Source organism: Paracoccus aminophilus JCM 7686 (genome assembly GCF_000444995.1).
Taxonomy (GTDB): Bacteria; Pseudomonadota; Alphaproteobacteria; order Rhodobacterales; family Rhodobacteraceae; genus Paracoccus; species Paracoccus aminophilus.
In genome coordinates, this window is sequence record NC_022049.1 from 135,591 (window position 1) to 147,885 (window position 12,295).

At 63.3% G+C, this 12,295-nt stretch carries 11 protein-coding genes; 6 read left to right on the top strand and 5 right to left on the bottom strand.

Annotation, left to right across the window (positions count from 1 at the left end):
* The first annotated feature begins 124 nt into the window (after positions 1–124).
* From osmF to JCM7686_RS18770, 4 genes are all read left to right on the top strand, one after another.
* A complete protein-coding gene (osmF, locus tag JCM7686_RS18755; protein WP_041528145.1) occupies positions 125–1,033 on the top strand; it encodes a glycine betaine ABC transporter substrate-binding protein OsmF in 909 nt (302 codons plus the stop codon).
* A gap of 69 nt (positions 1,034–1,102) precedes the next feature.
* Positions 1,103–2,311: an ABC transporter permease gene (locus JCM7686_RS18760; protein ID WP_020952296.1), complete on the top strand. Its 1,209-nt coding sequence runs from the start codon at positions 1,103–1,105 to the stop codon at positions 2,309–2,311.
* A complete protein-coding gene (locus JCM7686_RS18765) occupies positions 2,308–3,261 on the top strand; it encodes an ABC transporter ATP-binding protein (protein WP_020952297.1) in 954 nt (317 codons plus the stop codon). The genes JCM7686_RS18760 and JCM7686_RS18765 overlap by 4 nt, the downstream gene beginning before the upstream one ends.
* Entirely contained in the window at positions 3,258–4,010 is a 753-nt protein-coding gene (locus JCM7686_RS18770) for an ABC transporter permease (protein WP_020952298.1), read from the top strand. The genes JCM7686_RS18765 and JCM7686_RS18770 overlap by 4 nt, the downstream gene beginning before the upstream one ends.
* A 68-nt stretch (positions 4,011–4,078) precedes the next feature.
* Here the strand turns inward: JCM7686_RS18770 and JCM7686_RS18775 are convergent, their stop codons facing one another.
* The 3 genes from JCM7686_RS18775 to JCM7686_RS23640 all read right to left on the bottom strand — a co-directional run bounded on the left by JCM7686_RS18775 (position 4,079) and on the right by JCM7686_RS23640 (position 7,942).
* Positions 4,079–5,713, bottom strand: coding sequence for an ABC transporter substrate-binding protein (locus JCM7686_RS18775; RefSeq protein WP_020952299.1), 1,635 nt, complete (start codon positions 5,711–5,713; stop codon positions 4,079–4,081).
* A gap of 90 nt (positions 5,714–5,803) precedes the next feature.
* The gene (locus tag JCM7686_RS18780; RefSeq protein ID WP_158442380.1) at positions 5,804–7,057 is read right to left on the bottom strand and encodes an MFS transporter; all 1,254 of its coding nucleotides are present in this window, start codon (positions 7,055–7,057) and stop codon (positions 5,804–5,806) included.
* A gap of 138 nt (positions 7,058–7,195) precedes the next feature.
* Positions 7,196–7,942: a substrate-binding domain-containing protein gene (locus JCM7686_RS23640; protein ID WP_051201699.1), complete on the bottom strand. Its 747-nt coding sequence runs from the start codon at positions 7,940–7,942 to the stop codon at positions 7,196–7,198.
* 163 nt (positions 7,943–8,105) lie between these two features.
* Here JCM7686_RS23640 and JCM7686_RS18790 point away from each other — a divergent pair, with 163 nt between their 5' ends.
* Together JCM7686_RS18790 and JCM7686_RS18795 are read left to right on the top strand one after the other, a co-directional pair.
* A complete protein-coding gene (locus JCM7686_RS18790; protein ID WP_201769445.1) occupies positions 8,106–9,104 on the top strand; it encodes an ABC transporter substrate-binding protein in 999 nt (332 codons plus the stop codon).
* Between the two features lie 41 nt (positions 9,105–9,145).
* Positions 9,146–10,156: a FecCD family ABC transporter permease gene (locus JCM7686_RS18795; RefSeq protein ID WP_041528211.1), complete on the top strand. Its 1,011-nt coding sequence runs from the start codon at positions 9,146–9,148 to the stop codon at positions 10,154–10,156.
* A 12-nt stretch (positions 10,157–10,168) separates the two neighbouring features.
* Here the strand turns inward: JCM7686_RS18795 and JCM7686_RS18800 are convergent, their stop codons facing one another.
* Together JCM7686_RS18800 and JCM7686_RS18805 are read right to left on the bottom strand one after the other, a co-directional pair.
* Positions 10,169–10,801 (bottom strand): ANTAR domain-containing response regulator, encoded by a 633-nt coding sequence (locus JCM7686_RS18800; RefSeq protein ID WP_020952304.1) that lies wholly within the window; start codon positions 10,799–10,801, stop codon positions 10,169–10,171.
* A 76-nt stretch (positions 10,802–10,877) separates the two neighbouring features.
* Positions 10,878–12,068, bottom strand: coding sequence for a transporter substrate-binding domain-containing protein (locus JCM7686_RS18805; RefSeq protein WP_020952305.1), 1,191 nt, complete (start codon positions 12,066–12,068; stop codon positions 10,878–10,880).
* Positions 12,069–12,295: the final 227 nt, after the last annotated feature.

Sequence of the window (12,295 nt, forward strand, 5' to 3'; positions counted from 1 at the left end):
GGACATGCCTTCTGCCAGAGGCGGCCGCAGGGCCAGAGCCTCGGTCGAGGTCGTCACATTCCTGCCGCAACACCCCGCGCCCACTGCCGCTCTTTCGCGACATTCTCTCTGGAAAGGACTGGGAATGAAGATCAAAGCTCTGGTTTCGGCGGTGGCCTTGTCGGCCTTCGCAGCTCTGCCCGCCTTGGCCGATGTCACCGTTGCCTCGAAGATCGACACCGAGGGCAGCGTTCTGGGCAATATCATCCTCGAAGCGCTGAAATCGAACGGGATTCCGGTGGTCGACAAGGTCTCGCTTGGCACCACGCCGATCATGCGCGAGGCGATCATTCAGGGGCAGGTCGATATCTATCCCGAATATACCGGCAATGGCGCCTTCTTCTTCAATCAGGCCGATCTGCCGATCTGGAAAGACCCGCAAGCCGCTTGGGAAAAGACCAAAGAGCTCGATTACGCGGCCAATAAGATCGTCTGGCTGAAGCCCGCCTCCGCCAACAACACCTGGGGGATTGCGGTCCGCAAGGATCTGGCGGAAAAGGAAAATCTGCACACGCTGACCGATTTCGGCGCCTATGTGAAAAAGGGCGGCACGGTCAAGCTGGCGGCTTCGGCGGAATTCGTGACCTCTCCGGCGGCACTTCCGGCCTTCTACAAAGCCTATGATTTCACCTTCTCGCCCGACCAGCTGATCACGCTTTCGGGTGGCGACACTTCGGCCACGATCGCGGCAGCCGCCCAGCAGACCTCGGGCGCGAATGCGGCGATGATCAACGGCACCGATGGCGGCATCGGGCCGGGCGGTCTGGTGGTGATGGAGGACGATAAATTCGTCCAGCCGGTCTATCAGCCCACCCCGATCGTGCGCGAAGCGACGCTGAAGGAATATCCGCAGATCGAGACCATTCTCGACCCGATCTTCGCGAAGCTCGACATGGTGACCTTGCAGGATCTCAACGGTCGCGTTCAGGTCGAGGGCGAGCCCGCCGCCGCCGTCGCCCATGACTTCCTGACCCAGAACGGTTTCGTGAAGTAAGAAAGACCGTCCGGCCCCCGCTTTGCCTTTGCGCCACGGGGGCCGGGCCAAAAGAATAAGGGAGGTAAGATGGACGTGTCTCTGAGCGAAGAGATCGCTGAGAGGGCTTCTCTGCCCCTCGACCGCATCGGCAGTCTGTTTGCGGTGATGATCCTGTCGGCTTTGGTGTTCCTGCCCTATCTGCTGATGCGGATGAGCCGGATTGCGCAGGCCGAGCCGGTCCAGATCGGCGCGGCTTTCGGGCCGGGTTCGATCAAGGGCTGGGCATTGGCGGCGGCTTTCGCGGCGCTCGCCGTAGTGCTCGCGCTGAAAGGGCCGGTCTCGCGCAGGCTCCTTGCCTCGGTCGCGGGGATCGTTCTGGTCGCGCTGACGCTTGGCTGGGCGGCGGGCGGGCTCTTGCCCCCGGATAACCGCTTTGCCCGCGTCTCGGTCGGCGGCGGCGCCTGGCTTTTGTTCGCGGCTTTCGCGCTGTCGACCGGCGACGCTCTGGTGCGGCTGCGTCTGGGTCCGGGCGCGCGGCTGTTGGTGCTGGCCCTCGCGCTTGGCGCACTGGCCGCGCTGCTCTTGTCGGGCACTTGGGCAAACCTCTCGATCATGAAGGAATATGCGGGCCGGGCCGATGCTTTCGCGCGCGAGTTCAAGACGCATCTCTTCCTCGCCGTCGGCTCGCTGCTCGCCGCCTGCGTCATCGGCCTGCCGCTTGGCATCTTCTGCGCGCGCAACCGCACGCTCCGCGATGCGCTGCTGCCGGTCCTGAGCATCATTCAGACCATCCCCTCGATGGCGCTCTTCGGCCTTCTGATCGCGCCTTTGGCGTGGATCGCGGCGCATCTGCCCGGCGCCTCGGCGCTTGGCATTGCCGGGATCGGCCCCGCGCCTGCCTTTATCGCGCTCCTCGCCTATTCGCTTTTGCCGATCGTGTCCTCGACGCTCGCCGGTCTTGCCGGTCTGCCCGCCGATGTGCTCGATGCGGCGGACGGCATGGGCATGACGCCGCGCCAGAAGCTTTGGGGGGTCGAGCTGCCCCTGAGCCTGCCCGCGATCCTGACCGGCGTGCGCATCGTTCTGGTGCAAAACATCGGCATGACCGTGATCGCCGGTCTTGTCGGCGGCGGCGGCTTGGGCGTTTTCGTCTTCCAAGGCATCAGCCAGACCGCCACCGATCTTGTCCTTCTCGGCGCCCTTCCGACCGTGGTCATGGCTTTCGCCGCCGCAATCGTGCTGGACGCCCTCATTGAATTCTCGCGCAAAAGCCGCAAAAAAGGCCGTTCGTCATGATCGAGATCCAGAACCTCAGCCGCATCTATGGCGCGAATATTGCCGTCAATGACGTGACGCTCGCGATCAACGCGGGCGAGATCGTGGCGATTGTCGGGACCTCGGGCTCGGGCAAGACGACGCTGATGCGGATGATCAACCGGCTCGTCGAGCCGTCCTCGGGCTCGATCAAGATCGACGGGCGCGACAACCGTGAGATCCCCGCCGAGGAACTTCGCCGCGGCATCGGTTACGCCATTCAAGGCCACGGGCTCTTCCCGCACAAGACCGTGGGCGAGAATATCGCGACTGTCCCGAAGCTCTTGAAATGGGACGCAAATCGCATCAAGGCGCGGGTTGACGAGCTGCTCAAGATCTTCAACCTCGACCCCGCGATCTTTCGCGAGCGGATGCCGCATGAGCTTTCCGGCGGGCAGCAGCAGCGCGTCGGCGTTGCCCGTGCTTTGGCCGCCGAACCCCCGATTTTGCTGATGGACGAGCCTTTTGGGGCGCTCGATCCGATCATCCGCGACAAGGCGCAGGCCGATCTTTTGGAGATCCAGCGCCGCTACGGCACGACCGTCGTCATCGTGACCCATGACATGGATGAGGCGATGCGTCTGGGCACCCGGATCGCGGTCATGGACAAGGGCCAATTGCAGCAATTTGCGACACCGGCCGAAATCATCGCCCATCCCGCGACGCCTTTCGTGCGCGAGCTTCTGGAATCCGGCGACCGCGCCTTGCGGCTTTTGTCGCTGCGCGATGTCGCCGAATTGATCGAGCCGGGCGAGGCCGAAGGCAGTCCGATTGACGCGGCGACCTCGCTGCGATCGGCCTTGGCGGAATGCCTGTGGTCGGGCCGTGAGACCCTGCCGATCACCTCGGAGGGCCGTCTGATCGGCCGCATCCGCCGCTCGGAAATCGAGCGCGCCGCGCGGTTCGACAACTTTGAAGGGGCGCAGAGATGAGCCGAGGAGGCGCGCTTATCCGTTTGTCTTTGCTGGCTTTTCTTCTGGCGCTGCTTGCCGCGCCCGAACGCTTCGGCTGGCTGTTCAACTGGCTGACCAAGAACGGCCAGCCCGCGATCTATACGCAGACGCCGCTGTGGCAGCTGACGCTGAACCATCTCGGGCTGGTGCTGATCGCGGTGACTTTGGCGGGCATCGCCGGGGTCGGTTTCGCGATCCTGACGACGCGGCCCTCGGGGCGCGAGTTCCTGCCGCTCTCGCGCTCGATCGCCAATCTCGGCCAGACCTTCCCCCCGGTCGCGGTGCTGGCGCTTGCGGTGCCGATCTTCGGCTTTGGCTCAAAACCGACATTGATCGCGCTGTTTCTTTACGCGCTGCTGCCGGTTTTCGAGACCGCGCTGACCGGTCTTTCGACCCTGCCCGCGCAGGTTCTCGACGCCGGACGCGGCACCGGCATGACGCGCGGCCAGCGGCTCTGGCAGATCGAGCTTCCGCTGAGCCTGCCCGCGATCCTCTCGGGGCTCCGGCTCGCGACGATCATTTCGCTGGCGACCGCGACCATCGGCTCGACCGTCGCCGCGCAGACCTTGGGCGAGGTCATCATGGCGGGGCTCATGGCCAATAACACCGCGTTCGTTTTGCAAGGCGGCCTCATCGTCGGCCTGCTCGCGATCCTGATCAACGACGCCTTCCGCATCGCCGAACGCCGCGCCGCCCGCAAGGCCGGTTGGCGCGGGGCCGAGCTTTAACGCCACCCCGCCGCGGCAAGCAAAAAGGCCCGGAGAAAACTCCGGGCCTTGTGCATTTCGGGGCGGCCTCAGCCTTCCGCGACCCAGAGCTCGGCGCCATTGGCATTCAGCCCCTCGGCGCCAATCGTGTGATTGTGCACGCGTTTGTCATAGATCGTATAGGCGGTCGGGCTGACCAGATCGAGCGCGGGCAGATCGGCGATGACCTGCTTTTGGAACTCGGCGAAGAGATCGAAACGCTTCTTCGGATCAATCTCGACCGCCGCCTCTTCAAGCAGCTTGTCCGTCCGCTCCGAGGCGTATTTCGCGCCATTGGTGAAAGGCACGCCGGGCTTGAAATTCTTCGACCAATAGAGCCGCTGGATGCCGACCGTCGGGTCAAAGAGGTTCGCCATGCCCTCGACCGCAATGTCGAAATCGCGGTCGGTATAGACGCGCTTGACGAAGGTCGCGAAATCCTGCGTGCGCACCTCGGCCTTGATGCCGATGCTTTGCAGGACCTGCGCAATGTAATCGGCCGAGAGCTTCGGCGGCCCGACCGGCTGGGTCGGGTCGATCACCAGCGAGAAGCGCCAGCCATCGGCGCCGCGCGGATAGCCCGCCTCTTCGAGCAGCGCCTCGGCCTTGGCGGTGTCGATCTCGTAGCGCGGCAGATCGGGGATAAAGAACTTTTCGAGCGTATGGCTGACCGGCCCGTAAAGCGGCGTTGCATGGCCCTGATAGGCAGCGGCGACGATGAAATCGCGGTCAACGACATGGGCCACGGCCTGACGCACGCGCAGATCGGCGAGATGGGGGCGCTCGAAGTTGAATTCGGCGCGCGAGATCGAATTGGTGAAAGCATAGCCGCGGGTCTCGAAGCCGAGGCGCGGGTTTTCCTGAAGCCGGGCGATGTCCGAAAGCGGCACCGGCGCATTGGCCGAAAGCTGGATCTCGCCGGTCTCGAGCCCCGCTGCCCCCGCCGCGGCATCGCCGACGAAGCGCACGACAAGCTGGTCGAGATAGGGTTTACCCGCGTCCCAATAATCGGGGTTGCGCACGAAAAGCACATGGCTGCCGCGCACCCATTCCTTGAAGAGGAAGGGCCCGGTGCCAATCGGCGCGCTGTTGTTGGGGTTTTCAAGGATCGGCTTGCCCTCATAGATGTGCTTGGGCACGATCGGGCTTTCAAACGAGGCAAGCGCGGTCAGCAGATAGGGCGCGGGCTGGTCGAGCAGCAGCTCGATCTCATGCGGGCCGAGCACATTCACCGCCGTCACATGGGCATAGGTGGCGCGGCCGCGCGGGTGATGCTCTTTCAGCGTCTCGATCGAGAACTTGACATCCTCGGCGGTGAAGGGCGTGCCGTCGTGGAATTTCACCCCCTCGCGCAGGCGGAACCAATAGCGAAGCCCATCGGGCGAAACCGTCCATTCGGTCGCCAGCAAGGGCTTGGGGGTGAAGTCGAAATCATAGGTCAGCAGCCCCTCGGTCGTCTTGCCCGAGATATAGGTCGCGGCGCCCGCGGTATGGGCCAGAAGCAGCAGAACCGGCGGCTCGGTCCCGATGTTCATGGTCAGCGAACCGCCGCGCCGGGGCTCTTCGGCGCGGAGCGGCGAGGCGAGCCCGCTGAAGGCGCCGACCAGCGCGGTCAGGGCCGCCGATTGCAGCAGGAAACGGCGGGAAAGGCGGGGCGCGAGGGGGCGGGATGTGTCTTGGCTCATCAGTCAGGCTCGGAATAAGGGATTTCTCATTCATACACTAAACCTGTGTATGTTTAATTCCGAAGCTGGCCCGGCCTCTAGATCAATCGCTTACGCCAGAGCGCCGCTCGGGGGATTTCCTTCTCTGCCGGGTTGGATCTGGCGCGCGAGGTCGATCAGGCACAAGATCCCGACCCCGCCGATTCCGACCAGAAGGACCAGCGCCGCGTTCGGCCCAAGCCCGCTTTGCGCATAGGCGAAAAGCGCGGGCGCGAAGGCGCCGGTGACCATGCGCACGCGGTTGATCCGGCCCAGAATCTCGCCGTAGCCGATGGGGCCAAACACCGCGAGCGGCAGCGTGCCGCCGATGATGACGAAAAGCCCATGCGCGATGCCGTAAGCGATGCAAAGTCCGATCCCGGCGGCGACCGGCTGGGGCAGGATCAGCAAGAGCACGATGCCAAAGGGAAAAAGCAGCGCCGCGACGAAAGCGGGCTTCAGCGGATGGACCTCGGGCCAGAAAACCGCGCTGACGATGCGCGCCAGCACCATGGCCGGGCCGACCGCCGTGGTCGCGAGATAAAGCGCCGCGCCCATGCGCAGGCCTTCAAGGAGCGGCACGAGATGGACCATCAGCACCGTGCCGATAAAGCCGGTCGCGGCAAAGGAAATCGCCAGCGGCCAGAAGCGGCGTTGGCGCAAGGCGCGATCGGTCTCGGGGCTGGCGCTGACCGGCGCGAGGCGCGGCGCGGGCAGGCTTTGGCGTGCCATCCACAGATGCAGCGGCAGCGCCACCCCGAGATGCAGCCCGGCATAAACCGCCGTGAGCCCGCGCCAGCCAAGCGTTTCCGTGCCCCAGATCACCAAGGGCCAGAAGAGCGTCGAGGCAAAGCCTGCGATCAGCGACAGCCGAGTGATGGCGCGGCGCGCCTCGGCTTCGGGAAAGCGCGAGAGGAGCGGAAAGGAGGTGCTGTAAAGCACCGCGATCCCCGAGATCTGCAGCGCGACAATCGCCACGGCGACGACCCAATAGCTCGGCGCGGCGGCGAGCAGGACGTAGAGCAGGCCGGTGACCAGACTGCCCCAGAGCATATAACGCGCGGGGTCTCCGCGATCGAGAAGACGCCCGAAGCCCGCACCGCAGAGGCCCGAGAGCAGCATCGCGACAGAGATGACCAGAAAGCCCGCCGAGGTCTCGAAACCGAATTCGGCGGTCATCGCGCGGTTGAGCGTCGCATAGGAGTAAAAGATCGTCCCGTAGCCGATATTTTGCGTGATCGCGAGCGCGGCCAGCGCGCGGGCGGGGGTGAGCGGGCGCGTCGCGGGCGGGCGCGCATCGCCAAGCGGGCCGGAAGCAGAGGTCATCTCGGGGTTCATTTCTGGCCCGGCGGGCCGGCAGAGGCTAAATGACCACCAGCCCTATAGACATTAACCAGCCATGGCAATTCCGCGCAAAGGCCAGACCGCAGAAAATCAGGCCGCCGAAAATCAGGCCGCAGGAGATCAGACCACAGAGAAGCCAAAGCGCGCGAAGATCTCGGCGGCCTCGGCCCCGGACAGCTCGTTGCAAAAGGCCTGCGCCGCGCCACTCGCGCCGATGCGAAACGAGGCGCAGGCCTCGGTCGGCGGCGCGAGGCTGAGGGGCAGGGGCAGGCTTTGCGCGCCGGGCAGATCCGCGATGATGCGCTGCGCGCTGGTCCCATAGCCGATCAGCAGATCGGCCTTGCCCGCCCGCAAGGCTTCAAGCGCGGGGCTGCGGCCGAAATCCTCCGTCCGGAGCAGATCGCCGCCGTAAAGACTGTGCGCGCGCGCGGGCAGATCCTGCCAGCGCGCCGGATCCGTGCCCGCCAGCCGATTGAGAAAGGCCAGCGTGTAATCGCCGCTTGGGTCAGCGCCGGGGGTGGACATGCCGATGCGCAGATCGGGGCGGGCGAGCAGATCGAGCGCGGCCTGACCCGCATCGGCACGCCCGGTATCCAAAAGCCCCGGCCGCGCGATCACGACCAACCGGTTCCCGGCGATCACCCGGGGCAGGGAAAAGAGCCCGGCCTCGTAAAGCTGGACCGGCCCGGTCGCGCTGGCCGAGACATAGACCTCAGCGGGAAAGCCCGAAAAAATCAGCTCGGCCAGCTTGCCCGCCGGGCCGTGGCGCAAGGTGATCTCTTGCCCGGTCCGGGCGGTCACGCGCGCCGCAAGCTCGGAGATCGCGCCGGAAAGGCTGCCGGCGACGGCGAGCAGGATCTGCGTCATTTCTGAATTTACCTTGGTCCAATTCCTACGATATGCTTCGGCTGATATAACGATTTCGCGGCCCCGAACAGGGCAGAGGAGCTTCATGTCCCATCTCGATCACCGCCTCTTGCGCCAGCTTGGCCGGACCGTCTCGGGTTTCGGTTTTGCCCTTGCGCTGGGGATGCTCTCGCCCGCTTTGGCCGAGCGCGTCGTCACCGACCAGCTTGGCAAACAGGTCACCTTGCCCGACCACATCAGCCGCGCGGTGGTCTTGCAGCACCAGACGCTGAACATCGCGGTCCAGCTTGACGCGCAAGACCAGATCGTCGGCGTGCTCGATGAATGGAAAAAGCAGCTCGGCGCGGGCTTTGCGCGGCTCGATCCCGGTATCGAGAAGCTGGCGATGCCGGGCGGGCTGACCAAGGTCAATATCGAGGAACTGCTCGCGCTGAAGCCCGATGTCGTCTTCGTCACCAATTACGCCCCCGAAGAGATGCGCCAGCAGATCGAGGCGGTCGGCCTGCCGGTCGTCGCAATCTCGCTGCTCGACGTGCCGCCCGAAGAGGCGGTCAAGCAAAGCCCCAGCGTCAAGAACGAGGCCGAGGCCTATGACAAAGGCTTCAAGGACGGCGTCCATCTGATCGCCGAGGTCTTTGGCAAGGATGCGGCGGGCGAGGCTTTGATCAAGGCCGCGACGGAATCGCGCGCGCTGGTCGCGGAACGTCTGGCTGATCTGCCCGAACAGGACCGGGTCCGCGCCTATATGGCCAACCCCGAGCTGACCACCTATGGCAGCGGCAAATATACCGGGCTGATGATGCAGCGCGCGGGCGCACTCAATGTCGCGGCGGCCACGATCAAGGGCTATAAGCAGGTGACGATGGAAGAGATCATCGGCTGGAACCCGCAGGTGATCTTCGTGCAGGACCGCTATCCCGAGGTCGTGGGCGAGATCAAGGCCGATGCCGCTTGGGCGCCGATCGACGCGGTCAAGAACGACCGGGTCTGGCTGATGCCGGAATATGCCAAGGCCTGGGGCTATCCGATGCCCGAAGCCATGGCTCTGGGCGAATTGTGGATGGCCAAGACGCTTTACCCCGAGCGCTTCAAGGATATCGACATGGAGGCGCGGGCGGATGCCTATTACAAGGAATTCTACCGCGTGCCCTATAAGCCGTGAGCCCGGCTGAACTGGCGGGCAGGGCGGCGCAGCCGCGCGGGATCAGCGCGCGTGGGGTGAGCCCGGTGCTTGCCCTGCTGCTCGGGCTCGCCGCGATCGCCTCGCTTGGGATCGGGCGGTTCGATCTGTCCTTCCTGCGCGTGGTCGAGATCCTCGCCTCGCCCTGGATCGCGCCAAGCGTCCCGGTCTCCCCCGCCGAATGGAGCGTCGTTGTCGTGGTGCGCCTGCCGCGCATCGTCATGGCGGTGCTTGCGGGCGCAGGGCTGGCCGTCGCGGGCGCGGCCCTGCAAGGGGTGTTTCGCAACCCGCTGGTCGGCCCGCAGGTGGTCGGCGTCACCTCGGGCGCGGCCTTTGGCGGGACGCTCGCGATCCTCTTTGGCTGGCAACAGGCCGGGCTGATCGGCGCGGCTTTCGCTTTCGGCCTTCTGGCGCTGGTGACGGTCTGGCTGATGAGCGAGCTCGTCGCCAAGAACAATATCCTCGTCCTCGTGCTGGCCGGGGTCATCGTCTCGGGCTTTTTCGGCGCGCTGGTCAGCCTCGTGCAGTTTCTCGCCGACAGTCAGGACAAGCTGCCGGTGATCGTCTTCTGGCTTCTGGGCAGTTTCGCGACCGCCAATGGCGCCAAGGCCCTGCTGCTCACCGGGCCGGTTCTGGTCTGCGGCACGCTGCTGATGTTGCTGCGCTGGCGCATCAATCTGCTGGCGATGGGCGATGAGGATGCCCGCGCGCTTGGCGTGCCGGTCACGGCGCTGCGCTGGTTTTTGCTGGTGCTGACGGCGCTGCTGGTCTCGTCGCAGGTCGCGGTTTCGGGGATGATCGGCTGGGTCGGGCTGGTCGTGCCGCATCTCGCGCGGATGCTGGTCGGCGCCGATCACCGCCGCCTTTTGCCCGCTTCGGCGCTGCTCGGCGGGCTGTTTCTGCTGATGGTCGACAATCTGGCGCGCAGCCTCTCGTCGTCGGAAATCCCCCTCGGCATCCTGACCGCGCTGATCGGCACCCCGGTCTTCGCGCTGCTTCTGTGGCGCAACCGCGCGAGCCGGCTTGTCGGCTGAGCCCCGCCGCGCTCAGTCCCCCTCAGGCGCATGAAGCCCGGACAGGATCTCGCTGGACACCGCCTCGACGGTGGTGCGGTGCTTCATCGCAAGCTGGCGCAAAATCCCATAGGCCTCTTTGCCCGATTGCGGCGCGGTCAGCATAATCGCCAGCTTGGCGCGTTCAATCACCTGGCAGGATTCGAGCTTGGCCTGAAGCCGATCGAGATTAAGCCGCAATCTTTGTTCCCGGCGGTGATTGTTGACAGCCGCCAAAAGGTTTGTGAGAATACCAAAAGGCCGGATCGGCAAACCGATAACCGCATTGACCCGCATCTGCAAAAGCCGGTCAATTGCCAGAGGGCTTTCATAATCGATGACCGCGATCAAAACCGCGGAAGGGTTTTCGACCTGCCAATGAAAGATCTGCTTATTCTCGATCACTCGATCGACCATGACGAACACAATATCGATCTCGTCGGAATAAGACGGCGGCGGCGGCCAGATTTCTTGCACGTGACATCCGATCCGCTCAAGATGTGAACGCAGCGCCACCCCATCGTTATTCTCGGGTTGCACCAGCAGCACCTTGAGCGAGCGCAGATCCTTAATGAGAAAAGGCTGCTCTTTTTCGCTTACAAAGGGCTCGCTTCGTCCGGGTCGCATGTCAGGTCCTTTTCGCTCAAGAAAATGTGCCGTCCAAGACTTATTTCGGTCAACGCCCATCTCCGGATCTGTGCGATTATCTGCGAACCCTCAGCCCATAAGACCCGTCTGATGCGCTTAAAGACGGCTGCATCAGCGGCTCATCTCCCTCCGTCATCGCATAGGTTGTGCGATAGGGATCTGGTCTTATCGCTTGCGTGGTTTCGGCGACAATGTCGAATTGGCCATCCGCGCGGGCAATGCCAATTTTCGGCCAAACCCAGCAATGCGCGTTCAGCGGATCAATCGAAATCCTACCCTGCGGCGCGTCAAAAGAACGCCCGAGAATGCCCGACCGGATCGCATTGATATTGTCGGGATCATTCTCGCGCATGGCCTGCGCCACGACATGGGTCTGCGTATAAGCCGCATCCCAGCACATATTCGCATCCGGACGAGCGCCGCGCAAATCGCGGTATCTTTCAAGGCAAGCGAGGTTGGATCTGTTGCTTTGCGTCGCAAAATAGCTGGCCGCGGTGATATGTCCAACAGTCGCAGCGGCGCCAATTTCCTTGATATCGGATTCACTCGTGGTCAGGCTCGCAACCGGAATCTGTCCCGCATCGAGCTCATTCTCGACATAGGCTCGGTAGAATTGGACATTCGACCGGCCAACAAAATTATTGAAGATGAAATCGGGTTTAGCGGCCTCGATCCGCTTAATCAACGCATCAAATTCATGCTCGGTCGCATCATCGCCCAGATAGCACTGCCCCAAGACATCGCCACCTCCAGATTTGATCAAATCCGCCATGATCCTTCCGGATTCGCGCGGCCAAACATAATCCGATCCAACAATGAAAAGGCGCGGCGCCTCTTTCTGAAGAAGATATTGCGCGAGAAACAGGCTGTTTTGATTGGGAACCGCACCGAAATAGATGACATTCTCGGAATATTCAAAGCCTTCATATTGCGCGGGATAACAAAGTAGACCCGAAGCCCGATCAAGAACGCTCAAAACCGCCTTACGCTGTCGGGATGTGTAACAACCCAAAATGACCCGCACCTTGCTATCTGTCAGCAACCTTTCCGCTTGCTGCTGATAAAGCTCGGGCTCTCCTTCCGGGTCACAATAAATCGGCGCGAGTGCACGACCGCGAATACCGCCACCGCCATTTATTTCATCAATCGCAAACTTGGTCGCTGACAGCATGGTTTGCTCGGTGACCGAGGTCGAACCGGAGGATGAAAATAAAACTCCGATCTGAATCGCGTGATCTCTTGTCATGTCGCACAAACCTTTCAATGAAAAATCGGCGATCCAGCGCGCTTAGGACATCTCCGGAATATCGAAAGTTTTCAGCCTGCTTATCCGCAACACTATGGCCGACCAAAGCATCGGTCAACATTTGGATCGGCCGTCATCCGCGCTGCTCTGCAACAGACACAATGCGAAGATTTCCGTCATCGCTCCCGCGATATGTCGCCGTCGCCGCAACATCCCGCAGGCTCCGC

Excerpts from the sequence above, each read along its gene's own strand:
- JCM7686_RS18780 (WP_158442380.1), bottom strand. The coding sequence starts at position 7,057 with ATGACCTCTGCTTCCGGCCCGCTTGGCGATGCGCGCCCGCCCGCGACG.
- JCM7686_RS18805 (WP_020952305.1), bottom strand. The coding sequence starts at position 12,068 with ATGACAAGAGATCACGCGATTCAGATCGGAGTTTTATTTTCATCCTCC.
- JCM7686_RS18800 (WP_020952304.1), bottom strand. The coding sequence starts at position 10,801 with ATGCGACCCGGACGAAGCGAGCCCTTTGTAAGCGAAAAAGAGCAGCCT.
- JCM7686_RS18760 (WP_020952296.1), top strand. The coding sequence starts at position 1,103 with ATGGACGTGTCTCTGAGCGAAGAGATCGCTGAGAGGGCTTCTCTGCCC.
- JCM7686_RS18790 (WP_201769445.1), top strand. The coding sequence starts at position 8,106 with ATGCTCTCGCCCGCTTTGGCCGAGCGCGTCGTCACCGACCAGCTTGGC.
- JCM7686_RS23640 (WP_051201699.1), bottom strand. The coding sequence starts at position 7,942 with ATGACGCAGATCCTGCTCGCCGTCGCCGGCAGCCTTTCCGGCGCGATC.
- JCM7686_RS18770 (WP_020952298.1), top strand. The coding sequence starts at position 3,258 with ATGAGCCGAGGAGGCGCGCTTATCCGTTTGTCTTTGCTGGCTTTTCTT.
- JCM7686_RS18765 (WP_020952297.1), top strand. The coding sequence starts at position 2,308 with ATGATCGAGATCCAGAACCTCAGCCGCATCTATGGCGCGAATATTGCC.
- osmF (WP_041528145.1), top strand. The coding sequence starts at position 125 with ATGAAGATCAAAGCTCTGGTTTCGGCGGTGGCCTTGTCGGCCTTCGCA.
- JCM7686_RS18775 (WP_020952299.1), bottom strand. The coding sequence starts at position 5,713 with ATGAGCCAAGACACATCCCGCCCCCTCGCGCCCCGCCTTTCCCGCCGT.